Below are 26,382 nucleotides of genomic sequence, written 5' to 3'. Positions count from 1 at the left end.
CATTATTGTTATCTCTTCATGATTAGTAGCGTAAGCTTTCTTATCCACTAACAACCAATTTTCTATCTATACTGATACATATCCTGCTATTTTTTCACTTCGCTACCCGAACTCTTACCGAGCTTAAGTAATAACTTCAAAATCAAATAAAACAAAATAAAGTTAAAGAAAAAGCCTAATGGATTAAACGAAATTTCCCATCCGCCATAATAAATGAAATTTTCTGCTGGTATACCAAAGTAAATAAAATCGCTATAATTTTCTCCAGTTGTAGGAATAAAGGAACAAATAATAGCGAAAATCAAACTTATTACATACAATTTCTTTTTATTTGAATCCATTCTTCTATGTGTTAACACATGAACAGTTATTGCAAATAGTAAACCTAAAAAGAAAAATATTACTCCCATTCGACACCCCCACAATTATTGTTCAAGCACCTTCAAATGATTGCGTGCCCTACTTATAAATATGAAACAGAACGTGATTTAACTTTCTCTTTTGCAATGCAATACATAATAGATTCAGTTGATAACTAAATTTTAATTTTTTCTAATATAGCGTTCTAAAAAAAATGGAACAAACCAAAGCGGCCTGCTCCATCTTTTTATTTATCGATCAACTGCACCATAAGTAATGCTTTCCCGACAACATTACCTTCATGATGTACTTCTACATCAACCTTACCAAATTTACGTCCAATTTCTAATACTTTTGGATGAACTGATACAACATTATCAATTTGAACTGGTTTTACGAAATAAATTGTTAAGTTCTCAACAATTAAATCGCTCTTCTTTTGCGCACGAATAACACGATTCGTTGCTTCCGTCACAATCGTTGCGAATACACCGTAAGATAACGTTCCGATTGAATTCGTCATTTGCGGCGTCACTGAAAATTGATATAGATGTTCATTTTTCGCTTCTTTCGGCGTCATAAATTGATTCGTTACAATATCATCGATCGTTTCACCAACTTGTGGTTGACGCTGAATCATTTGCAGTGCCTGAAGTACATCTTGACGGCTAATAATACCTTGCAATTTATTTCCTTCATCAACAACGGGAAGTAATTCAATACCTTCCCACACCATCATACGTGCGGCAGCCGCGACAGACATTTTTCCATTTACCGTAATTGGATGCTTTGTCATCACTTTATCAATTGGTGTTTCTTTTACAACACCAATCATATCCTTAGAAGTCACAATACCTAATACCTTTTTATTTTCATCAACAATCGGATATCTTCCGTGCATCGTCTCTTCGTTATACGCATGCCATTGCTGCACTGTATCATTTGGTTTTAAATATAACGTTTCTTCAATTGGCGTTAAAATATCTTCAACGAGTACAATTTCTTTCTTAATCAGCTGATCGTAAATCGCACGGTTAATTAACGTTGCAACTGTAAATGTATCGTAACTACTTGAAATAATCGGCAGTTTTAATTCATCTGCTAATTTCTTCACATGATCTTCCGTATCAAATCCGCCCGTAATTAATACAGCGGCTCCAGTTTCTAACGCTAATTGATGCGCGTTCGTACGGTTACCGACAATAAGTAAGTTTCCAGCTTCTGTATAGCGCATCATCGCTTCTAATTTCATTGCCCCGATTACGAATTTATTTAACGTTTTATGTAGTCCTTCTCTGCCTCCAAGTACTTGGCCATCAACAATGTTAACAACTTCTGCATATGTCAACTTTTCAATATTTTCTTTCTTCTTTTGTTCAATTCGAATGGTTCCGACACGTTCAATCGTACTAACATACCCTTTATTTTCTGCATCTTTAATTGCACGGTAAGCTGTCCCTTCACTTACACTCAAATCTTTTGCAATTTGCCTTACAGAAATTTTATGCCCTACTGGCAGGCTATTAATATGTTCTAAAATTTGGTTATGCTTGGTAGCCAAATGGTTTCACCATACTTTCTTTTCCCTAAATTCTTCATGTGTTGTATTTTCAGTATACTATATTTTCAAAACTGTTACACTCTCTCTTTATATATCTGTACTATTTTTTTTATAACAAAATACGCCTTACATGACACTACTTCTTCTATTACAACAATGTAATGGTATTGTCATCTCGTTCGATAGTTTGTCCAGCCGCTTCCATATACAATGAAGACAAGAAATGAAACAAAGGAGCGGATACATGATGAAAAAATTATTAGAGGTTGTAGGTGCTGTATTTTTAGCTTTCGTAGACGGAAAAAAAGTTGCAATGGAATTGAATGGAACACCTGAACAGCCACTTCCAAAAAGAAAAGAATCGTCAAAACAAGTACAACCTTTACAAGCTGTCCTACACACGTAAAAAACCCTTCACTTGTCTTTTCAAATGAAGGGTTTCTTTTCTATAGTGTAATACTTTCTCCAGCTTCTAATACTTTTCCTGTACAATTTTGTAGCTTTTCTACAAATTGATATGGATCTTGTTCAATAACCGGGAACGTATTGTAATGCATCGGTACAACAGTTTTCGCCTGAACCCATTTTGCTGCTAACACAGCATCTTCTGGTCCCATTGTGAAATTATCACCAATTGGTAAAAATGCTACATCAATGTTATTTAGTTCCCCAATTAATTTCATATCAGAGAATAGAGCAGTATCTCCTGCATGATACACAGTTTTCTCTTCTGCTGTAAATAAAATACCCGCTGGCATACCTGTATATGTAATCGTCTTATTTTCTTCATCAATATAACTAGAGCCGTGGAATGCTTGTGTAAACTTCACTTTTCCGAAATCAAATTCATGCGAACCACCGATATGCATCGGGTGTGTATTTACACCTTGCCAGCTTAAAAATGTCGCTAGTTCAAATGGTGCTACAACAACTGCATTATTTTTCTTCGCAAGCTCTACTGTATCGCCAACATGATCACCATGTCCATGCGATAAAAGAATCGCATCTACTTTTACATCTTCAGCCTTTAAATCTGTTGTCGGATTTCCCGTTAAAAATGGATCAATTAAAATCACTTTTCCATTCGTTTCAATTTTTACAACTGAATGCCCATGATAAGATACTTTCATTATTACATTCCTCCCCCTATTCACATTCTCACTTTTTATTCTACATGATTTTTCAATTCCCTGTCTTTTCTAACATCTATTTACTTGTCATAACACTTTCCTCCGATGTAAAGTTATATTTGTAATTAAATATCTCGGGGGTGCCAATCGATGAATGCTAGATTAGAAAATTTAATGCAATGGCTAAAAGAAAAAAACGTAGAAGCTGCGTTCTTAACTTCTACACCAAACGTCTTCTACATGACAAACTTCCACTGTGAACCACACGAAAGACTTCTTGGTATGTTTGTATTCCAAGAAAAAGAACCTATTTTAATTTGCCCTAAAATGGAAGAAGGCCAAGCACGTAACGCTGGCTGGGCACATGAAATTATCGGATTCACTGATACAGACAGACCATGGGATATGATTGCAAAAGCAATTAAAGACCGCGGTATCAATGCAAACGCAGTTGCAATTGAAAAAGAACATTTAAACGTAGAGCGCTACGAAGAATTAACAAAATTATTCCCAAATGCAGCTTTCAAATCAGCTGAAGAGAAAGTTCGCGAACTTCGTTTAATTAAAGATGAAAAAGAACTTTCTATTTTACGCGAAGCAGCTAAAATGGCAGACTATGCTGTTGAAGTTGGTGTAAATGCAATTAAAGAAAATCGTAGCGAGCTAGAAGTATTAGCAATTATTGAACACGAATTAAAAACAAAAGGCATACATAAAATGTCATTTGATACGATGGTATTAGCAGGTGCAAACTCTGCTCTTCCACACGGTATTCCAGGTGCAAACAAAATGAAACGCGGCGATTTCGTACTATTTGATTTAGGCGTAATCATTGAAGGTTATTGCTCTGACATTACACGTACAGTAGCATTCGGTGACCTTTCTGAAGAACAAACTCGTATTTACAACACTGTACTTGCTGGACAACTACAAGCAGTTGAAGCATGTAAACCAGGTGTTACACTTGGCGCAATTGATAACGCAGCACGTTCTGTTATCGCAGATGCAGGTTACGGCGACTTCTTCCCGCACCGCCTTGGTCATGGACTTGGAATTAGCGTACACGAATATCCAGATGTAAAAGCTGGTAACGAGTCTCCACTAAAAGAAGGTATGGTCTTCACAATCGAGCCAGGTATTTACGTACCAAACGTAGGTGGCGTTCGTATTGAAGATGATATTTATATCACAAAAGACGGATCAGAAATTTTAACGAAATTCCCGAAAGAATTACAATTTGTAAAATAATAAAAAAAGGCAGCGTGAATGCTGCCTTTTTTTTATTTCTCTACTATTTCAAATTTCTCTACTATCATTTTCGCTGGATAACTTTCAAGTGTTTTAGAAGACCATACTTTTATTTTATCCCCTGTTTTTAATTGATTATATGCGTCTTTATCCTTAAATCTCAACACTATATCTGATGGATGTTCTTTCTTCATTTGTTGTTCTATATCATGTTGCAACTCTACTTTTGTATTAAACGTTTTATCACCGACAAAAAATACCGTGTCATTTCTTACTATGACATACCCTTCTTCAGGTACTTTTTTTACTGCTACTGGCTCTACTTGTTTTGTAGTACACGCTGATAATATGATTAGAAATGCACCTAAAAACATAAACATAGAAAATTTTATATGCCTATTCATTTTTATCCCCTTACTCTATGCTATTTCCGCTTTAAAACCATTTTCTCCTCATACTTATCATCCCATTTAATCACAATCTCTATCGGTTCATCTTTAGATAGAGACGTGCAACTTACACAAGAAGACTTCATTTCAACCTTTGCTCCTTTATGATTTTCTGACGTTTGTGTCATTGTGCTAAAGGCTCCATTAATAGCAATCTCTAAATTCTTAAATTCTATATTCCCATCGCCGCCCTTATACTGAAATGTAAACACTCCATCTTCACTGTCATCCTGAATATGCCCTTTATATTGTCCTGTCCAACTTTTGCTCTCGCTAGAAAAAGTAACATACGAAATCGAACAACTTCCTAAAAAGAAAATACTAATAAAAAAGAATAATGCTCTCTTCACAATGTCCCTCCATTCAAAAGCACTTATGTATCCCGCATGAACGGGTAGTAAGACCCCCACCTCAAAATTCGGTGAAAGCAAAGAAGTTAGGTGGGGGATCAACTGTCCTTAAAAGTCCGATTGGTTCAACTAATAATCAGCGAGGGATGAACCCCCACTGATTAAAGTTTCACTGTATTGTCTATTTCTTCCTCTTATTATATTATTAAAATACAGAATTCTCTAAAAAAGGAGGTTTATATGTTACAACAACAGTTAGAAGAAATTCGTAATAATAATTACGTAATCAATGATGCCCTCAATATCGATTCTTTAAGTTCCATTATGCTTGAGCATATTGGGGATACTGATGGCTATTTAAGGGATAAACTTATCTACTCTACTTTTTATCATCTCATCAAAAAGGACTATATTTCACACACACACTTACAGAAACTATTATTAGAAAGCATCAGTGACAAATATTTATTGTATAAGATTCATTCAGATGACGAAGATGCGGTATTTACCCGCGCATTTACAACATTATTAATTGCGCTCATTATTGATGCCGATACAAATCATAATTTCTTATCACAGGCTGATCTTTTACATGTAAAAGATCGATTAGTGCTATATATGAACAACGAGCATGATTTCCGTGGATATGTGCAAGACCACGGCTGGGCACACAGTATCGCTCATGCTTCTGATACATTTGAAGCGCTTGTTCGTAGTCCTAAACTGGAAACTTTATATTACGAAGAAATATTACAAACTTTATTAAACAAAGTTTGTGTCCATTCTATTTACTACAAATATGAAGAAGACGAGCGTATCGTTTATCCAATTATCGCAATGCTGCAAAATGGTCTAAAGGAAGAAGTACTCATAGTAGCCCTTCATGACTTAGTAGCCCAATTACCCGTCCAAAAACAAACATTACCTATTAAATCATACGAGTTTCTATACGGAAATATTAAATCTTTCTTACGTAGTTTGTTTTTCCGACTACGCACACTGTCTATATGTGAAGAAACCGAATGCAAAATTGAAAAATTGCTACGAGAACTTCCAAAATATTATTAAAAAAAGAAGGCCACTTAGAAAGTGCCTTCTTCTATTTCACTAATATTTAATTGAAATTTCACGATCCAAACTGAGAAAAGGTGGACAAGAATCGCAAACGCCATACATGCTCCGCTTAAAAAAGTTAGTATAGGATGCGAATACACGTGCCCTAATCCATAGGATATCGCCACGAAAAACATTGTTATGTAAATATAAATTGCTCCATGTATTTGCCTCATATAAACCTCCTTTTCCCATATTATAACATAAATTTTCTGATTATTCACATTAATAGCTTGTAATCAATATTTCTCAACTGTTACACCTCTAACAGCAGCCTTAATATATGGTGCTCCTTGTAAACTTTGTAAATCCTCTGTTTTTCCTGTTACAACTACACCGTATATTCGTAATTCTTTCGGTTTGATGTTTTTTATTTCTTTATAGTTTGTCCTAAAAGATTCTTGCTATCCCCTTTTATTTTCACTTAAAGATATCCAAATACAGCTTTTCTAAATTTTTATCATAATAAAAAGCACATCTATTTTGATGTGCTCTTCACATATACTTTAGTAACATATGAATCATTTTTTTGAAACAAAAACTCCCACGCCTCTCTCCATAATATCGTTATGACTTAGTTGTCATAATAATTGAACGCGGGTAAAACCCCTGCTTTTCATAAAATGATACAGCTTCATTTCCGTACACTACTGTTAATTCAATTTTATCTATCTTCTTTTCTTTAAACCATTCTACTGCACTATTCAGTAACTTCAAACCAAATCCGTTTCTTCGGTATTTTTCATCGACAAATAAAACTTCAATCTTTCCGCTTGCCCTTTTACTATATGCTATACAAAATCCTAATATATCGTCTGTTTCTGATTCAACTAATAATTCAATTCTATATTCCCCGTACTGTGAATTTTTTTTATACTCTTCAATACGTTCCTCAAATGTCATTCTTGGATAATCACCAGAAAAATATTTTGATTTACCGTTATGATATTCATGTAATTTATCTAAGGATTCTCTTATTATCTCTATTTCATCGAGAGTGATATATTTATTACTAATTCTCATCCTACAGCATCTCCAATAATTTATATTCCAACCAAAAAGATGACCATGTTACGGCTATAAAATACCAATCTATTATTTCATCGCGTTCTTCACAACATCTTGAATCATAACGACTTCTGTTTTCATATCAACAGACGGTACTTCCTCATCGATACATTCACACCAAAATTCCAAATGCTTTTTATCAATTTCATGATGAGAATTTTCGACAAGAGCCCCGCCTTCTCCTTGCACAGAATACCAATATAAGTACTCTTCTCCATCTCTTATTTCCCGGAAAATTGTCTCTACATACATCTTTTCGTCGTTTAATGTCAAAAGCACTTCTTTCATATTGTCATTCAGAAGCTGCATCCATTCATCTACTCGGTGACTTTTACCAGGCTTCACTTTAAATCTCGATAATTCCACATTCATTTTTATTCCCCCGTTCTCTTACGTACAAACAATCTATATTCTATTGGATTATGAAAACTTAATTTACTAGCTAATTTTTGCGAAGGAATATTGTCTACATAACAATCCCAGCACGGTATAATATCATTTTGCATGCAATGTTCAATGAACCGTGTTGCAATAGCTTGGGCTAATCCTTTCCCTTGATATGCTTTATGCGTCACAATATCAATTTCAGCAAACCCATTCCCATTAAATATCGAAACACATTCAGCTACAATCATCCCATCTTGTTCTATATAAAATCCAAAACCACCATTCAAAAACGTTTCTTTTGATCCCCAATATTCTTTATAATACGCCTCTGTAAATTCATTGCTTCGTTCTATATCACTTTTATCAATACGCTTCACTTCATATGTATTTTTGTTACAATCTCGTTTTCTCTCTTCAAAGGTTACGCTTTGAAATTTCATTCGCGGGATGTTCCGAAGTACATTACTAAAACGCTCTTCTAACATCATTTCCCACTCGTCACTTGAAGCGAAGAGTGTAAATCTCTTCTCTGTTTTTTCAATAGACGTTTTTATATACGCAAATAAATCTTCGTTATAATTGTGATCATCAGTATCACCAAATAAATAATAAATACCATTAGCTGTAATAACTAGTCCTGCTGTTAACTTCTCGTTGGCAAAAATCTCACCATCTATCATTTGGTCACATACCGCATAAGCAAACGTCGTCGTTCTTGTAAGACTTTCTAAAATCGGAAGGATTTTTCTATACTCGGCTACAGATAATTTTTTCATAATTGCTCCACTTTGATCGTATCAACCTCTATATTTTCAAAACAAAGATTTACCGTTCTCTTTAATGCTCTCGTTCTATGAATCGTACATGCCGGAATTAAAATAGAATCATTTGGCTTTAAAACCGCCGTTTCTCCATCTTCAAAATCGATAAGTAATTCTCCCTCTAACACAATAAATAATTCATCCGAGTTAGAATGATAGTGCCAATCATATTCACCAGTAAATACAGCGATTCGTAAGCAATGACTATTTACATTTGAAACGACGAAGTTTTTATGTTGATCTTGAATGTCCTTCGTTAATTCTATTAAATTCACAGTTTCCATCTTTCATCCCATCCTTTCATTAGTCGTTCTTTTGAAAAACTAATTTAGTCTCCACCACCTCCGCAATCTCCTCCACCATCACTTGAGCTGCTACAATCGTTGCTACTGTAATCACCGAATCCACTTGATGAGCTTGAATAATAAGACGAATTTCTTTTCTTTTTTTGCCTTTTTTCTCCACCATTCTTATTAGTTGATAGTAATGTTCCAAACACTAAAACATGTACTAAAATAGCTACCATTAAAAAAATAATAAGTACAAATACATGTAAAGATAAATTTGAAACTGGTAACTTAATTAAGTTAATAAAAATAATACACATGACAATAAAATACATAACATTCGCCGCATCTATTAAACCACTTTCAAATTTAGACCTAGGTCTCTTTTTCGTAACTACTAACTCATGTTTACTCCTTATTACTCCTCTTTGTTTTTTATGCTTCCTCCGCTTACTTTTTCTTCCCAATCTAATCCCCCTCCCAAATTTTATATAATTCTAAATTATCACATTCCCTACTTATTAACAGTAATACACAACAATTTTTACAATTTATTACCTTATAAAAAAAGACCCTCCTCATAAAGGAAGGTCTCGAATTTGTCTCTATTATGATAAAGCAGGAGCTTTTTCAAGAAGCTCTTTCGCATCAGCGTATTGTAAGCCGTGAGCTTCTGCAACTGCTTCGAATGTTACATAGCCATCTAATGTGTTAATACCTTTTAGTAATGCAGTGTTGCCTAAGCAAGCATCTTTGTAGCCTTTGTTCGCAATTTGTACTGCATATGGTACTGTTACGTTTGTTAATGCAAGAGTTGATGTACGTGGAACTGCTCCTGGCATATTAGCAACTGCATAATGAACAACGCCATGTTTTTCGTAAGTTGGGTTGTCGTGAGTTGTAATACGGTCAGTTGTTTCGAAAATACCACCTTGGTCAATCGCGATATCTACAACGACAGAACCTGGTTCCATTGATTGAATCATTTCTTCTGTTACAAGTTTTGGCGCTTTTGCACCTGGAATTAATACTGCTCCAATAACAAGGTCAGATTCTTTTACAGCTTCTGCAATGTTGTATGGATTAGACATTAACGTTTTTACTTGGTTACCGAAAATGTCATCTAGTTGACGAAGACGTTCTGCGCTTAAGTCGATGATTGTTACATCTGCACCTAAACCTACTGCAATCTTCGCTGCGTTTGTACCAGCTTGACCACCGCCGATAATTGTTACTTTGCCGCGTTTTACCCCTGGAACGCCTGCAAGTAAAATGCCTTTACCACCTTTGTTTTTCTCAAGGAATTGTGCACCGATTTGTGCAGACATACGACCAGCTACTTCACTCATAGGTGCAAGTAATGGTAAAGAACGATTGTCTAATTGTACTGTTTCGTATGCAATTGATACAACTTTGTTATCAATTAATGCTTTCGTTAATTCTGGTTCTGGAGCTAAGTGTAAGTATGTGAATAAAATTAAACCTTCACGGAAATAGCCGTATTCACTTGCAACTGGCTCTTTTACCTTCATAACCATATCTTGATTCCATGCTTCTTCAGCAGTTTCAACAAGTTTCGCACCAGCTTGTACGTATTCTTCATCTGTAAAGCCTGATCCTATACCTGCTCCTTTTTGAACAAAAACTTCATGACCATTTTGTACTAAATGTACAGCTCCCGCTGGCGTCATTGCCACGCGGTTTTCATTGTTCTTAATTTCTGTTGGAATACCGATACGCATTATTAGTTCCCCCTTGAGTTATGAAATGACCCCTGAATCATTTTTTAAAGCGCTTTCTACGCTCTTATATTTTAACATAATATCTCAATATTTGACAAAAAATAATACAAGTTTTCCGATAGATTTAATCTTACATGAAAGGACAGCATTATCCGCGCCTCTCAGCACAATGGATAAACTGTCCTATTATTCGAAACTTCACTTTATTTCGCTCTATCGATGTCTATGAATAACATCTACTGCACCAGTTACTTCAATTATTGTACCGGTAATCATATCGGAATCGTCCTCACATAAAAACGAAATCGTTCTTGCGATATCTTCACCTGTTCCGGATCTACCAATTGGTGTCTTACGTTCTTTCAACTGACGTGCTTCTTGAATTGTCGCTTCTTTCATTTCACCAATAATATCACCAGGACATACCATGTTTGCAGTAATACCATATTCTGCTTCTTCGTAAGCAACTGTTTTCGTTAATGAAACAAGTCCTACTTTCGCTGCTGCAAATGCTGAACGATAAATCCATCCCGGTGCGCTATCTGCCCCTTGGAATCCGTAATTAATAATACGGCCAAATTTTTGTTTTCTCATAACTGGAACGACAAGTTTCAACAAATGAAACACCGCTGTTAAATTACCCTGAATCATTTCATTCCATTCGTCTTCTTCATAATCGACTAACTTTTTTCGTTCAAATACATATGGACCAGCATTATTAATTAAAAAGTCAATTTTGCCAAAACGGCTTATCGCTTCTTCTACTATTTTATGTAAATCTTCCTTTTTCGTGACATCCGCTTGCACGAATTGTAGACGCTCTTCCATATTTTTATATGTTTCTTTCATCTTTTCCATAGCCGTGATGTCGCTATGATACGTTACTGTTACTGAATATCCTTTAGCCAATAACTTTTCTGTTACTTGCTTTCCTAAACCTTTCGTACCGGCTGTAATGAGCGCATGTCTCACAAAACTGCCTCCTTTTAAATTGCTATACTTCATATGTAACAAGTTCTCGCACCAATTACAACTAAAATGAATTGAAACAGAGTTTTCAAAATTCTGTAACGTTTCCGACAAGCACATTACCAAAATTTGTTTTATAATAAAGTTGTAAACAGTAATAAAAATGATTGGGAGGAATTTACTATGAATAATACATATACAAATATTTTAATCGCGGTGGATGGTTCTAAAGAAGCAGAAAAAGCCTTTAAAAAAGCAATTCAAGTCGCAAAACGAAACAATGCAACATTAACAATTGCTCATATCGTTGATGTAAAAGCATACTCAGCAGTAGAAGCTTATAGCCGTGCAATTGCTGAACGTGCAAATCTATTTGCAGAAGACTTATTAGAAGACTACAAAAAAACTGCGCTTGAAGCTGGCCTTGAAAAAATTGAAACTGTATTAGAGTTCGGTAATCCTAAATCTAAAATTTCAAAAGAAATCGCTCCAAACCATAAAGTAGATTTAATTATGTGTGGTGCAACTGGTTTAAATGCTGTTGAGCGTTTCCTAATTGGTAGCGTCTCTGAACATATTATTCGCTATGCGAAATGCGATGTCCTTGTTGTTCGTGGTGATGAGGAGCAAGGTGATCTTTAATTCATAAAAATAAATAGGGTAGATAAGAGGCTTTCTCTTATCTACCCTATTTTCATTTATACTTTAGGAATTCTGTAATCCGGATTATGTTGTTGCCAGCCACCTTGTGTATCTACACTCGTATCGCCATCACCATCTACCCATATTGTTCTCCCGTCAGGTAAAACTCTTTCATGGGGTGTTACATGATGAGCATTTGGATTTTCCTCCGTCGTATATTCTACATCAGTTGCATCTGGATGTACCGCTTGTGCTATGCTATCACTTCCTACTCCCTCAGCAATTCCATCTACACCATCAACTATATCTATAACTCCAACCGAGAAAACACCTACAGCCGCAACCTTTGCTAATTCTTTTCCTGCCTCTATCGCTTTATCAGTATCTCCCTCTCGTATCGCTTGCACCGTTTCAACTCCCTTTTCTGAAACATGTACAATACCTTTTCCAATTGTCGTTGCCGTATCTTGAACCGTTCCAAGTATTTCTTCGTACCCTCGCTTCGCTTGCTGTTTATCGTCTGTAATAAGCCCACCTATAGCATCATATGTACCATCAGCAAGATTCCCAACAATTTCCCCAGTTTTCACAGTAGCTTTATTAACGCCTTTTCCAACATCTTTTATGAAATTACTATTCGTAACTTCTCCTACCGCTTCTATCGCACCACCCAATACTTCAGCTGCAGCTTTAGACACTGCTCCAGTTACTGATTTTATTAAACCCATACCGCATCCCCTTTTTTCAATAAATCATTATATAAAATTATTACAATTATAATTATAGAGCTGTAGCCTATATAACTACAACTTATTTCATATACTTCACTATAAACACAAAACAAACAATCACTACAACAACTACTGCCAACACATATGGCGGTAAGAACTTCAAAGACCACAGTGCCATCATAATCGTCGCAATCGTTAAATACGTTTGCTTTGCATCTTCTGTCATTTTTTTACGAAGCAAGAACACATACAAATAACCGATTGGCGGCGTAATGAAGCACAGAACATATATGACTTTAGATTTTAAATACCATTTTTGTTCTCCGAGTTTCTTTATATCTTCTTCTATTCTCTTATGCTCTTGTTCTCTCGCTTCTTCTACAAACGGATCTTCCTCTTCTCCTCGCTTTTCTTTCATATAAGGAAGAAAGTGCACGAAAAAATAGTATGCAAATACGAACGCTCCAAATCCAATATTTAATCTTTCTAATGGAATATGCTCACTAAAGAAAACAGCAGTAAGTACTAAAGACAAACAGTACGTCATCATCCAAAATGAACGTTTTCTCTTTTTCCGTTCGATTTCTTTTTTATCTTGTACATGTTTTCTTTTCGAAAGCCATATTGAAATACAGCAATCTACTACAAATAGAATAAAGATAAATATCCCAACGTGTACTGTTTCTACATCCTTAAATGAAAAGATATTTGGGAATGCAACGTGTAATACAATTAGCGTGTACAAAATTAACCCTATAAAATAAATACGCCTCATTTTCCATTCCTTTCTTATTTTCTAACTTTAGGTTAACATACATTTTTTAGAAATAGATGGACAAAATATATGTGTTTAAAAAAGGAGGATGCTGCATGGGTGATTCCGAACGCATTATTTTAGATGTGAATGGGAAAGAAATTGAAATGCTAGATACGATTCGTACTCATTTTAAAGATAAGCATGGCGTGGAACTAAGTAATGGTGCATTACTTAGAGATTTGATGGATATTGAGTATATTCGAATTACGGAAGATCGACATAAGTATGATTAATCGATGAAACTTTAAGCCTAGAGCAAAATGCTCTAGGCTTACTTACCTCCTCACGAAAAATGTTATAATTAGGAAAAAAACAAGTATGGAGGATGCTCTACTATGAAATCTGAAAATATCTCAAAACATTTTCACACATTACATGTACAAAGGAACGAGTTCCTTCCTCATCTCCATTCATTATCACAAGAACAACTATGGTATAGGAAAGAGGACAAAAAATGGTCTACTGGTGAACACTTTTATCACTTATATTTAATTACAAGGATGCTCAAAGTAGCGATTAAATTCTCTCTCACTCTTATCCCTTATGCAAAGCTAAGAAAAAATACCCCATTTGAAACTGAAATACACGACATTTATGCCGAATATAAAGAAAAGCATGGTAAAGGAATGAAAGCACCTTGGATTTTAGTCCCTTCAAAAAAGGTCTATCATTCTATGAATGGACAAGAATTAGAAGAATTACTTTCCCGTGAAACAGATGAAATAAAAAAACTTGTTCAAAATATAGAAGAAAATATCGCCGGGCATATCGTATTTTTAGATCCAATTGCTCACTATCCTAACCTGATTCAATCTATCCAACTATTAGCGATACATGAGAAACATCATTTTATGATTATGAAAAATAATTATGAAATGATAGATACCCCCCTAAAAATCTAAATACAAAAAAGTAAGGTGCTTTCTAAAAAAGCACCTTACCTTCTCTTTCATACATCATTTAATTCCTACAAACTCTCCAACAAATCCTTTCGCCTTCTCCAAAGCGTTTTGGATTTGCTCAAACCCAGTCCCACCAGCACTATTACGACGCTTTACAGCCGCATATGGTGAAAGAACTTCATACAAATCTTCTTCAAATAAAGAACTCATTTCTTTATACATTTCAAGTGGTACATCTACTAAATAAATTCCTTTTTGTGTGCAATGTAGAACTAGCTTCCCAACAATTTCATGAGCTTGACGGAATGGTAGTCCTTTGCTTGCTAAGTAATCAGCAATTTCGGTTGCGTTTGAAAAATCTTGGGTTACAGCTTGCCCCATTTTTTCTTTGTTGACAGTCATCGTTTCTAACATGCCTGCCATAATATGAAGGCAGCCTTCTACTGTTTTTACTGTATCAAACATTCCTTCTTTATCTTCTTGCAAATCTTTATTATAAGCGAGTGGTAGTCCTTTCATGACTGTAAGTAAACTAAATAAATTACCGTATACTCTGCCTGTTTTACCACGAATAAGTTCCGCCATATCTGGATTTTTCTTTTGCGGCATAATGCTGCTTCCCGTTGCGTATTGATCGCTCATTTCAATAAATTGAAACTCTTGGCTACTCCATAAAATAAGTTCTTCACAAAAGCGTGATAAATGCATCATGAGCATAGATGAATTACTTAGGAACTCCAGTATGAAATCACGATCACTTACTGCATCTAAACTATTTTCATAGATTCCATTAAATCCAAGAAGCTCCGCACTATATTCTCGATCAATCGGGAATGTTGTTCCAGCTAACGCTCCTGCTCCTAATGGCGAAATGTTAATACGCTTTAATGAATCTTCATAACGATTCACATCACGCTCTAACATCCAAAAGTAAGCAAGAATATGATGTGCAAATGAAATTGGCTGGGCACGCTGCAAATGCGTATAGCCAGGCATAATGGTTTCAATGTTATTTTCTGCTTGATGAACAAGAACCGTTTGCAATTGTTTTGTAGCCTTAATAATATGTTCTACTTTTTCTTTTAAATATAAGTGCATATCTGTCGCTACTTGATCATTACGGCTTCGGCCAGTGTGAAGTTTCCCTCCTACTTCACCGATTTTTTCAATTAACATCTTTTCGATATTTAAATGAATGTCTTCCGCTTCGACCGAAAAATGCAATTTATTTTGTTTCGCTTCTTCTAATAAATATTGAAGACCTACCTTGATTTTCTCTGCTTCTTCTTTCGTAACGATGCCTTGCTTTGCTAGCATCGTTACGTGTGCAATACTCCCGTTTATATCCTGATTTACTAATTGTTGATCGAAGGAGATGGATGCTCCAAACTCCTCAACCCACGCTTCCGCTTCTTCGGTAAAACGTCCGCCCCAAAGTTTGCTCACGCTTCCACCTTCTTTTGATTCACTTGGCTGTATACTTTCGTCGGTAAACCGAATAATGAAATGAATCCAACTGCTGCATCGTGATTAAATTCATCCTGAGCAGTATATGTTGCTAATTTCTCATCGTATAAAGAGTACTCAGATTTACGTCCTTCTACAATTGCATGACCTTTAAATAATTTCACACGCACTGTACCTGTTACATTCTTTTGCGTTTCTTGTAAGAATGCATGAAGTGCTTGTTTTAAAGGTGAGAACCATAAACCGTTATAAATCAGTTCTGTTATTTTCTGCTCAATCATCGGTTTAAAATGCGCTACTTCTTTTACGAGTGTTAAATCTTCAAGTTCCTTATGCGCCGTAATTAATGTCATTGCTGCTGGACATTCGTATACTTCACGCGATTTAATACCAACAAGACGATTTTCTACATGATCGATACGTCCAACGCCATGTTTTCCAGCAAGCGCATTTAACGTTTTAATTAATTCTGAAAGTGGATATGCAGTGCCATTTAAAGTAGTCGGTACGCCTGCTTCAAAGCCAATTTCTACAAATTCTGGTTTATTCGGTGTATCTTCTAATGCCAATGTCATCTCATATGCATCTTCTGGCGGTGCTGCCCATGGATCTTCTAAAATGCCACATTCGTTGCTGCGTCCCCATAAATTTTGATCGATTGAAAATGGGCTATCTAAATTAATTGGAATTGGTACATTATTTTCTTTTGCATATGCAATTTCTTCTTCACGTGACCATTTCCATTCACGTACAGGCGCAATCACTTCTAAGTAAGGATTTAATGCTTGAATAGAAACTTCAAAACGAACTTGATCATTCCCTTTCCCTGTACATCCATGTGCAACTGCAGTCGCCCCTTCTTGTTCTGCAATTTCTACTAATTTCTTAGCGATAAGTGGACGAGATAATGCAGAAACAAGAGGGTATTTCCCTTCGTATAACGTGTGTGCTTGCATCGCCATCAATGCATATTCATTTGCAAATTCCTCTTGAACATCAATCATATATGATTTAATTGCACCTACTGAAAGTGCCTTTTCTTTTACGAATGCTAAGTCTTTACCTTCCCCTAAGTCTAAACAAAGCGCGATAATATCATAATTCTTCTCTTGTAACCATTTAATTGCAACGGAAGTATCAAGACCTCCGGAATATGCTAATACCACTTTTTTCTTCTCCATTTTGCATCCCCCTAAAGAATAAATATTCATTTTCTTTTATAATAATACACACTTTAACACCTTTTACAAAATGTATCAAGAGTCATTTTCAAATTTTTTCAAACAATTTCGTCGAACTTCTTTCTGTTTTCATGTACAATAAACGCAGGAAAACGGGGGGTGAACTTATGGAAAAGTATTTCTTATACGATGAACATCTAGGAATTGAAATTCCGCATTTACAAGAAGACTGGGAAAGTATCCCCGAAAAAATGCAGCATGCTATTTTATTAAAATGGGAGCAAGTTCGCGGGAGAATCCCTGATCGTATAAAAGAACTGGAACACTATATAAATGCAAAACAACATCATTTAAATCACGAAGAAGACTTCGAAATTTCTTGCAAACTTAATTCAGAAATTGCCGATCTCGCTTCCATCATTAATGACCTTTGGCTTTGGTATCGACTCACTCAAAATGTATCTGAGGGAAAAGCACACCAATGAAAAAAGCATGCCCCTCAATTACTTTGGGTCATGCTTTTTTGTCGTAACACGATTTACAATATATCTCTTGTGCTGTTTTCGCCAAACACACATCAAACGGGCCAACTCATATACTTCTTTCTTTCGGCAACTTTACAAAAGCAACTAACTCTTCTTCATACTGAATCTTTTTTTGACATGAAACGCATGTTAATTCTTTTCTTTTGAATATGTCTTTTAGCATATCTTCATTCTCCCTTTCATCTATCTATATTAATATGCTCTCATAATAGTTAAGACTTGTAAAAAAATGACACATTCCGAATTGAATCATTCATATACTATGTACAAAAGGAGGTCTAAAGCTTATGCGCGCTTTCATTATTATCGCTTTAACTTTTTTAAGTGTGATTAGCTGGGATGCGTTTTTTAAAGATAAAAGTGATGAAAAGGATACAACTGAATAAAACACATTTTTTCCTACTTATTGGACAAACCGTTACAAACTGTCCAATTCTGCAAAATAACTTAGGCTTTTCTACAAAAATATTTAAACATAACAATTTTTGTAGATTCCCTCCGTTTATTGTCGGTTTCCATCCGCATACATTTTTTGAAAGTATGATATAATAATATAAATCTTGAAGGAAGGGATTTTGATATCATGATCGCTCGAAGGAGCATGTGGCATCGTATTGACGAATCATACACGTAGCGTATTTTCCAGCTTAGATACTTTAGTCTAGCGAAAAAAATACGAGAGTGGGGAAATTATGATTGCCCGAAGGATAATTTGGCAAAAAAAAGACTCTTCTTACACATAGCGTTTTGTTTAGGACTTAATTGTTACTAGCTAAACAAAACAAAGAAGAGCAGGATTGCTAAATGAAGAATCCTACTCCACGTTTTGTTTAGTCGTTTTAAGACTTAAACTAAAACGAAGGTAGGGAGAATTGATGGACGAGAGGATTATTCGTTATTTCTTCAGCGACATATAGCGTAGTTAGTTTTTTCGTAAACTAACTGAAAGCTACATGTGAGCTCGTAGTTAGTTTACAACACAAAAAGGACTACTAACTACGGAAAGAAGGAATAACGATGAGGAACATCCAAAGTCGACAAATTATTAAAGAAGTTTTTATGGTTTTAATCGGTTCATTTATTTTAGCAGCAGCGCTATATCACATTCACTTTCAAAACCACTTAACAGAAGGTGGCTTTGTAGGTATTGCACTATTCATCCAAAATTTTTATGATATTTCACCATCTATTTCAACTGTAATTATGGATATCCCAATTATTCTACTGTGTGCTTCATTTTTAGGTAGAAAAATGGTTGGCTATTCATTCTTAGGTTCAATCTCATTCGGAGTATTTTATTCTCTTATGGAAAATTATTCTCCATTTACGGTAGATTTATCAAATAATTTATTTGTAGCTGCAGTAGTTGGCGGTGCGTTAGCTGGTATTGGACTCGGTTTTATATTGCGATTTGGCGGTGCAACCGGTGGAGACGATATTTTAACAATTGTATTAAGTAAACGAACTCGCTTTACAATTGGGCAAATTTTCTTCGTCTTTGACGCGATTGTTCTTGCGCTTTCATTATATTATTTAAATTGGACAGAAATTGCTTTCACTATTCTTTCGATTGCCGTACAGGCAAAAACATTGGATTTAATTTATTATCCAAAAACAGAAAAAACAGCAGAAAAGCAACCAGTATCTGTTTCAATGCCAAAAAAACATGCAACAAATTAAAAAAGCGAAAGGCCTCGGCCTCTCGCTTTTTTTATGCTCTTTTTTCTTTCTCGACTATATGGCGCACTTGATAAAATCTATTGGCAAATTCAGTAACGTTTCTTGTTAAACGATAATTCACTGTAGATCCAATCGCCATTCCAATTACTGGAATACCTTGGAATAATTTACGACGAAGAGCATAAATCGAAAATGTTTTCAAAATTTGTTTTAATATAACCTCAGTAGAAGCTGGTTGTAACACCGCTTCATCTCCTTCATAGAAGAATGAATCTTCTTGCTCTAGCTCTTGCAATAAATTGTACCATGCGTATTGCTGAAGTCTTCCTGGTAGTAATGACGCATGAAATACCTTTAATGCAAGCATCATTTCATAAGGCTTGTTCACATCATGCCCAAATGATGTCGCAATAAGTTGGACAGCCTTCACATTTAACGCAATCATAACCGGAAAATCAGCCGTTAATAATAATAAACCTCCGGCACCGGTTGCTCCGCCTTGCACGAATGAATATAGACGATGGCGTGCTGTTTGCTGCTCTGCTATGTATGTTAATTGATCAATAGATAATGCTTTCAAATCCTCTAGTTGCTCAATCGATTCATCAAATAATCTCGACGTTCCTAAAATACGATTACGCGCATCTAACTGTGATTGTGAACTTTGAATTAATGCATGCAAATGAAAGAGCCATCCATCTGCTTTCGTAAAGAAATCTTTTCGTTTTTTCTCAGGCAATTTCGCAATTGTAGTATGTACCCATTTATCAAACATTTTTTGAAAATCAGTCGCTTCTTGCTCAAATAATTGCGATTCCCATTCTTTTATATTGTCTAAAATGGCTTGTTCTCGCTTCGATCGCATCGTAACAACCACCTCGTTCGATTTTTTTCTATTGTAACATATTTGCAAATATGCTTGTACATCGCATGCTTTTTATTTACATTAGTATTCGAAACAATCTATCCGAATACATGTTATCAATTTCTACTTAGCTACATTATAATCATCTTTATACAAAATAAATAAGGAGTGATTCTATATGTATCCACGTGCCAAAGCATTCGGTCTTGCCACACATCACGGTCGCCTTCTCGTACAAGAATATCATACAGGCGATGAAACGTATTACCGACCTCTTGGCGGCTCAATTGAACTTGGTGAGAAATCAGCAGATACCGTTATTCGTGAATGTAAAGAAGAGCTTCATACAGAAGTGGAAATTATCAATTATTTAGGTTGTTTAGAAAACATCTTTCATCTAGGTAAAGAAATTGGTCATGAAATCATTCAACTATACTCTTTGCGCTTATTAGACACATCACTATATGAAATGGAAAAAATGAATATACAAGATGAGCAAACAGTATTGTATGCGAGATGGATTCCCGTGACAGCATTCATTCAAAAAGAGAAAGCACTATATCCAGATGGAATTTTGAAATATCTCCAACAAAAGAAAGACGAGATCCTATAGGATCTCGTCTTTCTTTTCATATAGTATATTAACCAATATCTCCAAGACGTAGTACGTCACGAGCGATCATAACTTCTTCGTCAGTTGGAATTACGATAATTTTTACTGGAGAGTGTGGGAAGCTGATGAATGCTTCTTCACCAAATACGTTATTACGTTTTACGTCGAAGTATACGCCCATGTACTCAAGGCCTTCTAATACGCGCTCACGAATAATTGCACTGTTTTCACCTACACCAGCTGTGAAGATGATTGCGTCTACACCTTTCATACGAGCAGTGTAAGAACCGATGTATTTGTGGATACGGCTTACGAATACATCAAGTGCTACTTTCGCACGGTGATCGCCTTCTTCTTCTTTCGCAATGATGTCACGTAGGTCACTAGAGTAACCAGTAAGACCTAACATACCACTCTTCTTGTTTAATACGTTAACTACTTCTTCTACTGTTTGGCCTGTTTTTTCCATGATGTATGGAATTAACGCAGGGTCAAGGTTACCAGAACGTGTACCCATTGTTACACCAGCAAGTGGAGTGAAGCCCATAGAAGTATCGATAGATTTACCGCCTTCTACTGCTGCGATACTTGCACCGTTACCTAAGTGACAAGAAAGTAAGCTTAAGCTTTCAAGTGGACGACCTAATAGTTCAGCCGCACGCTCAGTTACGTATTTATGAGAAGTTCCGTGGAAACCGTATTTACGGATGCCGAATTTTTCATAGTACTCATATGGTAAGCTGTATAGGAATGCAGATTCCGGCATTGTTTGGTGGAATGCTGTATCGAATACTGCTACTGCTGGTACGTTTGGTAATACTTCTTGGAATGCTTTAATACCAACAACGTTTGCTGGGTTATGAAGTGGTGCTAAATCGCTTAATTCTTCGATATCAGCTAATACTTCATCAGTAATTAAAACAGAGTCAGCAAATTTTTCGCCGCCGTGAACAACACGGTGACCGATACCGCCAATCTCCTCTAGAGATTTAACGATTCCGTTTTCAGTTAATTTTTTAAGAAGCATATTAACTGCTACTGCGTGATCTGGAATGTTTGTAATTTCTTTTTGTTTTTCGCCATCTACAGTAATAGTGAAGATACTATCTTCTAAACCGATACGTTCTACTAAACCTTTTGTTAATACTGTTTCACTTGGCATTTCAAATAATTGGAATTTTAAGGAAGAGCTTCCTGCGTTAATCGCGATGATTTTTGACATCTAGTCTTTCGCCCCTTTTTCTCTTGGTAGTTGTGTGGATGTTTCCACAAACCGCTCGATTTTATCTAATTAAATTTACTACATATGAAAACGTTTCATCATTAGCAAATTTTATACTCACGATTTTAATTTAAACATCGTCCGACATATATTTCAAGTGAAAAAATTATAACACCAAGAAAAAATATATATTACAGATTTCAAAAAAATTCAGTTAAATCTAGTATATATTTAAAAATATGACATATCATATAAAACTGTACTACATGAATTACTAACTCTGTTACATATACCTACCCTTATTTATGTGTTGCAAACCAAGTATTTAATTGATCCATAATGTTCTCCATCGCCTTCATGTTGGAGAATTTAGGTAACTCCACTAATAACGCCTGTTTTGGCATTGTTACACTAGGACCTTTCTTTTGGAGAACAAATATACTTTTTGCATTTTTCTCGTTTTTAAACATGGAAACAGGTAGTTGCAATAGTCCTTGAATAAAACATGTTTCTTTAATAAATGCATGTAATTTAGGTGCTTGATCACTTTCAAAAATGAAGTTTGGCACTAAGAAGAATAAGTACCCGCCTTCTTTCGTATGTTTCACACTTTGTTCAATAAATAAGTGGTGAGCATATGACATTCCTTCATCTGCTTTTAACTTATATTCACTTGCACCGATCTCATTTGGATAGTAACCAATCGGTAAGTCTGAAATAACTGCATCAACTGGATCGATATAAAGTGGCGCTAGTCCATCTTGATGGAAGAATTCGATTGCATGCTTTTGTAAATTCGCATTTACTAAAGCAAGTTTAATTAGCACTTCATCCACTTCTACACCAAATCCACTCATTACTAGTTCTTCTTTGGCGCTATTAAATACGGTAGTCATTAAGTTACCCGTTCCAATTGCAGGGTCTAAAACAGTAATTTCTGCTTTACCTTGCATAAATTTATGGAATAAATAACTCATGAACATGCCAACTGCATCAGGCGTCATTTCGTGATTCGCTTGTACGCCTTCTTTCATCCCTTTTAAGATGGCTAACTGAAACGCTTTACGAATTTCTTCACCTTTATATGTTTCTTCATTAAACGTACTATATTCACGATTCAACCTTTCAATTGCTGATTCGGATAATTCTTCTTGTAAAATCGCTCCTTCAAACAAGTTATCCCCTGTTTCTACAAGCGCCTCTAAATATGTTACATCTAATTCTTTACGTAAAACTACCGCAGAAGAATCAAAAATAGAAAATAATGTTTCCACTGTCTGACTCACGTACATTCCTCCTTCTCTCTTTTACACATAACTTATATCATACCACAAAGTGTTTTTTTCCAAAAAGAAAAAGCGACCTCCTGCAAAGAGCTCCCCTTTAAGTTATATATGATATAACGTTTTTTCTCATATATTGGTACCATTACGCAGCAATATATGAGAAAAAACGACCTCTTTATAAGAGGTCATTTTCTTCACATTACTTTGCAGATTTAGCTGCTTCTAATGCTGCTTCATAGTTTGGATGACTTGTACCTTCGCTTACGTATTCTACGTAAACTACTTTGTCGTTGCTATCTACTACGAATACTGCACGAGCAAGTAAACGAAGTTCTTTCATTACTAAGCCGTAAGCTTCACCGAATGAAAGGTCGCGGTGGTCAGAAAGTGTAACAACATTTTCTAAACCGTTTGCTGCACACCAGCGTTTTTGAGCGAATGGTAAGTCAGCGCTAATTGTTAATACTTTCGCGTTTTCAATACCTGCTGCATCTTGGTTAAAACGACGTGTTTGTGCATCACATACACCTGTGTCGATTGAAGGTACAACACTAATTAATTTTACTTCGCCTTTGTATGTTTCTAAACTTACTGGAGATAAGTCGTTTGCTAATACTTGGAAGTTTGGCGCTTGATCGCCAACTTTAACTTCTGTTCCAACTAAAGTCATTGGATTACCTTTAAAAGTTACGTTTGCCACTTGAAAATCCTCCCTTATTTAAACAAAATATGTACAATGTAAATGATAGTTTGTCCCTATCGATAATGCAAATAAAATCGCTTTATTTACAAAAAAATTAAAGAAGCTAATCTATTGATCAGCTTCTTTATTCGTTAAATTTGAAATTCAGGATCGTCTTCTCTTCGTTTATCCATCATTTCCTTCACTTTATCAACAGCTTGTGGTGCTAATTCAATTATTTTATCGATGACGTGTGTTTGCTTATCTAAATGTAATACTTTCACACCATCTCCATTTATAACAAGAAAGGCAACAGGATTAATAGAAACTCCTCCACCGCTTCCCCCGCCAAATGGATGACGGCCTGAATGTTCTACTTTACCAAATTCACTTCCACCAGCAGCAAATCCGAAACTTACTTTCGAAACGGTAAGAATTACACTTCCATCTGCCGCTTTAATTGGGTCACCAACAATTGTATTTACATCAGTCATTTGTTTTAAATGCTGCATTGCCGTTGTCATTAAACCTTGAATTGGATGGTCCATTCTATATCCCCCCTATGCTTGAACAGATTTTTCTGTCATACCAGATTTTTGCTTCCTCATAAACATGAGTAATTTTATCGCTGTTTTTACAGTACGGAATATACGAAAAGATGCTGTTAACTCACATCTTGATGCAAATCCCTTCCCTTGAAAAACAGGAGTAATTTCAAATTCTGGTACGTCGACAATATGCATATATTGTCCTACAACTCCAGCAGCCATTCCTTTTGTCCCCCATGCATATCCAGTGACAATTCCAGTACTAGCTGCGTCGCCTGCTCCAATTTGCGTATGCCATTTCCAACCATTGATTTTCACTCGTTTGAGAAAATCTTTAACAATAGTATGAACTTCTTGCAGCTTTTTTATCAGTTCACCAATGCTATCAAGTTGCGCTATAATTTTATTATCTAGTCCGCCGTCCTCTTCAGCTTTTTCAATTTTTTGTCCTGTTTTCTTCTGCTGTTTTTCAATTCTTTCCAACACATCAAATGTATATCGAATCATCCAGATTTTCACTTGAAACAAACATTGCTTTTCCATTTCTGAATATAAAAATGTCACCTTAAGCGATATTTTCGACAATAGTATAAGCAAAATAAAAAGGAGAAGAATTATTATTCCAATTACGAGCCAATTCATACGTATCATCCTTTCACTCCGTACCCATTATCGACAAGTTTATTCATCATTAAACAGAACTCCTTAAGATTGAATATAAAAATTTTTCTAAAAATAAAAAGGTATTTTGACATTTTATATCGAAATATATTATTTGAACATATCGTCAGGGAACGGACTCTAATGATATGTAGCACGAAAAACAGAAAATTTAACTGCAGTGGAGGGATACATAATGGCAGATCGTCGCAATTTATTTTTCTTTTATGGTGATGACAAAGCAACGCTCGTTGAAAAAATGAAACCAATCTATCGTATTTTAGAAGAGAATGGATTTACCATATTAGATCATCCAAAAAATGCAAACGCTATCGTCAGTGTTGGAGATGATGCAACTTTCTTACAAGCCGTTCGTAAAACTGGTTTTAGAGAAGATTGTTTATACGCAGGGATTTCTACGAAAGATGAAATTTCGTTCTACTGCGATTTCCACCTTGATCACATTGATACAGCCCTTCAAGAAATTACAAAAAATGAAATTGAAGTGCGAAAATATCCAACAATTCAGGTAGATGTAGATCACGGTACATCTTTCCATTGTTTAAATGAGTTCTCATTACGTTCTAGCATTATTAAAACATTCGTTGTAGATGTTCACGTTGATGATTTATATTTCGAAACATTTAGAGGTGACGGTTTAGTTGTTTCTACCCCAACAGGAAGTACAGCTTACAATAAATCATTGCACGGTGCAGTTGTTGATCCGCTTATCCCTTGCTTCCAAGTAAGTGAATTAGCATCACTAAATAACAACACATACCGTACACTCGGTTCACCGTTCATTTTAAATCACGAACGTACATTAACTTTAAAACTAAGACCAGACGGTAATGATTATCCTGTTATCGGTTTGGATAATGAAGCGCTTAGCATTAAACAAGTGGAAAAAGCTGTTGTACGCTTAAGCGATAAACAAATTAAAACAGTTAAATTAAAAAACAATTCTTTCTGGGAAAAAGTACAGAGAACGTTTTTATAGTATTAAAATAACCGCCGACTTATGGGATTCCATAAGTCGGCGGTTATTTATTTCTC

33 protein-coding genes and 2 pseudogenes are annotated in these 26,382 nt (G+C 35.4%); 10 read left to right on the top strand and 25 right to left on the bottom strand.

The window, feature by feature from the left end; all coding sequences use genetic code 11:
* Positions 1-86: 86 nt before the first annotated feature.
* On the bottom strand, positions 87-410 hold the full coding sequence (locus tag QCI44_RS04450) for a hypothetical protein (protein ID WP_016135440.1): 324 nt from the start codon (positions 408-410) through the stop codon (positions 87-89).
* Positions 411-607: 197 nt separating this feature from the next.
* Complete coding sequence (locus QCI44_RS04445; protein WP_000201589.1) at positions 608-1,921, bottom strand: CBS domain-containing protein; 1,314 nt, start codon at positions 1,919-1,921, stop codon at positions 608-610.
* Between the two features lie 244 nt (positions 1,922-2,165).
* Here QCI44_RS04445 and QCI44_RS04440 point away from each other — a divergent pair, with 244 nt between their 5' ends.
* Entirely contained in the window at positions 2,166-2,327 is a 162-nt protein-coding gene (locus tag QCI44_RS04440) for a hypothetical protein (RefSeq protein ID WP_016135441.1), read from the top strand.
* A gap of 40 nt (positions 2,328-2,367) precedes the next feature.
* On the opposite strand, the gene QCI44_RS04435 is transcribed toward QCI44_RS04440, so the two are convergent.
* A complete protein-coding gene (locus QCI44_RS04435; RefSeq protein ID WP_016085985.1) occupies positions 2,368-3,051 on the bottom strand; it encodes a metal-dependent hydrolase in 684 nt (227 codons plus the stop codon).
* 150 nt (positions 3,052-3,201) lie between these two features.
* On the opposite strand from QCI44_RS04435, the gene pepQ reads away from it, so the two are divergent.
* Complete coding sequence (gene pepQ / locus QCI44_RS04430; protein WP_016085984.1) at positions 3,202-4,299, top strand: Xaa-Pro dipeptidase; 1,098 nt, start codon at positions 3,202-3,204, stop codon at positions 4,297-4,299.
* A 32-nt stretch (positions 4,300-4,331) separates the two neighbouring features.
* On the opposite strand, the gene QCI44_RS04425 is transcribed toward pepQ, so the two are convergent.
* The gene (locus QCI44_RS04425) at positions 4,332-4,703 is read right to left on the bottom strand and encodes a DUF3221 domain-containing protein (protein ID WP_016136842.1); all 372 of its coding nucleotides are present in this window, start codon (positions 4,701-4,703) and stop codon (positions 4,332-4,334) included.
* 20 nt (positions 4,704-4,723) lie between these two features.
* Entirely contained in the window at positions 4,724-5,101 is a 378-nt protein-coding gene (locus QCI44_RS04420) for a hypothetical protein (protein ID WP_080118151.1), read from the bottom strand.
* Positions 5,102-5,338: 237 nt separating this feature from the next.
* Here QCI44_RS04420 and QCI44_RS04415 point away from each other — a divergent pair, with 237 nt between their 5' ends.
* On the top strand, positions 5,339-6,166 hold the full coding sequence (locus tag QCI44_RS04415) for a DUF2785 domain-containing protein (RefSeq protein WP_016085981.1): 828 nt from the start codon (positions 5,339-5,341) through the stop codon (positions 6,164-6,166).
* Positions 6,167-6,180: 14 nt separating this feature from the next.
* On the opposite strand, the gene QCI44_RS04410 is transcribed toward QCI44_RS04415, so the two are convergent.
* The 9 genes and pseudogenes from QCI44_RS04410 to QCI44_RS04370 form a co-directional block, all read right to left on the bottom strand.
* Positions 6,181-6,387, bottom strand: a complete 207-nt coding sequence (locus tag QCI44_RS04410; protein ID WP_001248904.1) for a hypothetical protein — start codon at positions 6,385-6,387, stop codon at positions 6,181-6,183.
* 63 nt (positions 6,388-6,450) lie between these two features.
* Positions 6,451-6,642, bottom strand: a pseudogene (locus QCI44_RS04405) (anti sigma factor C-terminal domain-containing protein); the annotation flags it as partial.
* A gap of 136 nt (positions 6,643-6,778) precedes the next feature.
* On the bottom strand, positions 6,779-7,234 hold the full coding sequence (locus tag QCI44_RS04400; protein WP_016085980.1) for a GNAT family N-acetyltransferase: 456 nt from the start codon (positions 7,232-7,234) through the stop codon (positions 6,779-6,781).
* 72 nt (positions 7,235-7,306) lie between these two features.
* Complete coding sequence (locus QCI44_RS04395) at positions 7,307-7,651, bottom strand: DUF6176 family protein (RefSeq protein ID WP_016085979.1); 345 nt, start codon at positions 7,649-7,651, stop codon at positions 7,307-7,309.
* Between the two features lie 2 nt (positions 7,652-7,653).
* The gene (locus tag QCI44_RS04390; protein WP_016085978.1) at positions 7,654-8,442 is read right to left on the bottom strand and encodes a GNAT family N-acetyltransferase; all 789 of its coding nucleotides are present in this window, start codon (positions 8,440-8,442) and stop codon (positions 7,654-7,656) included.
* Entirely contained in the window at positions 8,439-8,771 is a 333-nt protein-coding gene (locus QCI44_RS04385) for a cupin domain-containing protein (protein ID WP_016085977.1), read from the bottom strand. Before QCI44_RS04385 ends, QCI44_RS04390 begins: the two co-directional genes overlap by 4 nt.
* A gap of 44 nt (positions 8,772-8,815) precedes the next feature.
* Positions 8,816-9,241, bottom strand: coding sequence for a hypothetical protein (locus QCI44_RS04380; protein ID WP_016085976.1), 426 nt, complete (start codon positions 9,239-9,241; stop codon positions 8,816-8,818).
* Positions 9,242-9,382: 141 nt separating this feature from the next.
* A complete protein-coding gene (gene ald / locus QCI44_RS04375) occupies positions 9,383-10,516 on the bottom strand; it encodes an alanine dehydrogenase (RefSeq protein WP_001219390.1) in 1,134 nt (377 codons plus the stop codon).
* Positions 10,517-10,729: 213 nt separating this feature from the next.
* Positions 10,730-11,521 (bottom strand): SDR family oxidoreductase, encoded by a 792-nt coding sequence (locus QCI44_RS04370; RefSeq protein WP_033660193.1) that lies wholly within the window; start codon positions 11,519-11,521, stop codon positions 10,730-10,732.
* Between the two features lie 147 nt (positions 11,522-11,668).
* On the opposite strand from QCI44_RS04370, the gene QCI44_RS04365 reads away from it, so the two are divergent.
* Complete coding sequence (locus tag QCI44_RS04365) at positions 11,669-12,127, top strand: universal stress protein (protein ID WP_001066672.1); 459 nt, start codon at positions 11,669-11,671, stop codon at positions 12,125-12,127.
* Between the two features lie 56 nt (positions 12,128-12,183).
* Here QCI44_RS04365 and QCI44_RS04360 read toward each other — a convergent pair whose 3' ends face one another.
* Positions 12,184-12,855 carry a hypothetical protein gene (locus tag QCI44_RS04360; protein ID WP_016085974.1) on the bottom strand — a complete coding sequence of 224 codons (672 nt, stop codon included), beginning with the start codon at positions 12,853-12,855 and terminating at the stop codon, positions 12,184-12,186.
* Positions 12,856-12,937: 82 nt separating this feature from the next.
* Positions 12,938-13,633: a hypothetical protein gene (locus QCI44_RS04355; protein ID WP_016085973.1), complete on the bottom strand. Its 696-nt coding sequence runs from the start codon at positions 13,631-13,633 to the stop codon at positions 12,938-12,940.
* Positions 13,634-13,728: 95 nt separating this feature from the next.
* Here QCI44_RS04355 and QCI44_RS04350 point away from each other — a divergent pair, with 95 nt between their 5' ends.
* Together QCI44_RS04350 and QCI44_RS04345 are read left to right on the top strand one after the other, a co-directional pair.
* Positions 13,729-13,908, top strand: a complete 180-nt coding sequence (locus QCI44_RS04350) for a hypothetical protein (protein ID WP_000502807.1) — start codon at positions 13,729-13,731, stop codon at positions 13,906-13,908.
* A 102-nt stretch (positions 13,909-14,010) separates the two neighbouring features.
* A complete protein-coding gene (locus tag QCI44_RS04345) occupies positions 14,011-14,577 on the top strand; it encodes a DinB family protein (protein ID WP_098486243.1) in 567 nt (188 codons plus the stop codon).
* Positions 14,578-14,631: 54 nt separating this feature from the next.
* Here QCI44_RS04345 and argH read toward each other — a convergent pair whose 3' ends face one another.
* Together argH and QCI44_RS04335 are read right to left on the bottom strand one after the other, a co-directional pair.
* On the bottom strand, positions 14,632-16,023 hold the full coding sequence (gene argH, locus QCI44_RS04340; protein WP_016135450.1) for an argininosuccinate lyase: 1,392 nt from the start codon (positions 16,021-16,023) through the stop codon (positions 14,632-14,634).
* Positions 16,020-17,225: an argininosuccinate synthase gene (locus tag QCI44_RS04335; RefSeq protein ID WP_000412328.1), complete on the bottom strand. Its 1,206-nt coding sequence runs from the start codon at positions 17,223-17,225 to the stop codon at positions 16,020-16,022. The genes argH and QCI44_RS04335 overlap by 4 nt, the downstream gene beginning before the upstream one ends.
* A gap of 167 nt (positions 17,226-17,392) precedes the next feature.
* Here QCI44_RS04335 and QCI44_RS04330 point away from each other — a divergent pair, with 167 nt between their 5' ends.
* On the top strand, positions 17,393-17,710 hold the full coding sequence (locus QCI44_RS04330; protein ID WP_016085969.1) for a hypothetical protein: 318 nt from the start codon (positions 17,393-17,395) through the stop codon (positions 17,708-17,710).
* A 28-nt stretch (positions 17,711-17,738) separates the two neighbouring features.
* Here QCI44_RS04330 and QCI44_RS04325 read toward each other — a convergent pair.
* Positions 17,739-17,933, bottom strand: a pseudogene (locus QCI44_RS04325) (hypothetical protein).
* An 854-nt stretch (positions 17,934-18,787) separates the two neighbouring features.
* Between QCI44_RS04325 and QCI44_RS04320 the strand changes: the two are divergent.
* Positions 18,788-19,450, top strand: coding sequence for a YitT family protein (locus tag QCI44_RS04320; protein WP_016085966.1), 663 nt, complete (start codon positions 18,788-18,790; stop codon positions 19,448-19,450).
* Between the two features lie 31 nt (positions 19,451-19,481).
* Here the strand turns inward: QCI44_RS04320 and QCI44_RS04315 are convergent, their stop codons facing one another.
* Positions 19,482-20,315: an EcsC family protein gene (locus tag QCI44_RS04315; RefSeq protein WP_016085965.1), complete on the bottom strand. Its 834-nt coding sequence runs from the start codon at positions 20,313-20,315 to the stop codon at positions 19,482-19,484.
* 178 nt (positions 20,316-20,493) lie between these two features.
* On the opposite strand from QCI44_RS04315, the gene QCI44_RS04310 reads away from it, so the two are divergent.
* Positions 20,494-20,928: an NUDIX hydrolase gene (locus tag QCI44_RS04310; RefSeq protein ID WP_016136843.1), complete on the top strand. Its 435-nt coding sequence runs from the start codon at positions 20,494-20,496 to the stop codon at positions 20,926-20,928.
* Between the two features lie 28 nt (positions 20,929-20,956).
* Here the strand turns inward: QCI44_RS04310 and ackA are convergent, their stop codons facing one another.
* From ackA to QCI44_RS04285, 5 genes are all read right to left on the bottom strand, one after another.
* On the bottom strand, positions 20,957-22,150 hold the full coding sequence (gene ackA, locus QCI44_RS04305) for an acetate kinase (RefSeq protein WP_016085963.1): 1,194 nt from the start codon (positions 22,148-22,150) through the stop codon (positions 20,957-20,959).
* Positions 22,151-22,449: 299 nt separating this feature from the next.
* Positions 22,450-23,436: a class I SAM-dependent methyltransferase gene (locus QCI44_RS04300; RefSeq protein ID WP_016085962.1), complete on the bottom strand. Its 987-nt coding sequence runs from the start codon at positions 23,434-23,436 to the stop codon at positions 22,450-22,452.
* A 199-nt stretch (positions 23,437-23,635) separates the two neighbouring features.
* A complete protein-coding gene (gene tpx, locus QCI44_RS04295; protein ID WP_000024529.1) occupies positions 23,636-24,136 on the bottom strand; it encodes a thiol peroxidase in 501 nt (166 codons plus the stop codon).
* A gap of 134 nt (positions 24,137-24,270) precedes the next feature.
* Positions 24,271-24,666, bottom strand: a complete 396-nt coding sequence (gene ytfJ, locus QCI44_RS04290; protein ID WP_016085960.1) for a GerW family sporulation protein — start codon at positions 24,664-24,666, stop codon at positions 24,271-24,273.
* A 12-nt stretch (positions 24,667-24,678) separates the two neighbouring features.
* Positions 24,679-25,317 carry a DUF2953 domain-containing protein gene (locus QCI44_RS04285; RefSeq protein WP_016085959.1) on the bottom strand — a complete coding sequence of 213 codons (639 nt, stop codon included), beginning with the start codon at positions 25,315-25,317 and terminating at the stop codon, positions 24,679-24,681.
* A 205-nt stretch (positions 25,318-25,522) separates the two neighbouring features.
* Between QCI44_RS04285 and QCI44_RS04280 the strand changes: the two genes are divergently transcribed.
* A complete protein-coding gene (locus tag QCI44_RS04280) occupies positions 25,523-26,326 on the top strand; it encodes an NAD kinase (protein ID WP_016085958.1) in 804 nt (267 codons plus the stop codon).
* Positions 26,327-26,382 lie beyond the last annotated feature (56 nt).

It is taken from the genome of Bacillus cereus group sp. RP37 (genome assembly GCF_040459695.1).
Taxonomy (GTDB): domain Bacteria; phylum Bacillota; class Bacilli; order Bacillales; family Bacillaceae_G; genus Bacillus_A.
Note: the sequence above shows the minus strand (reverse complement) of the source record. Positions and strands in the feature narration are given on the sequence as shown.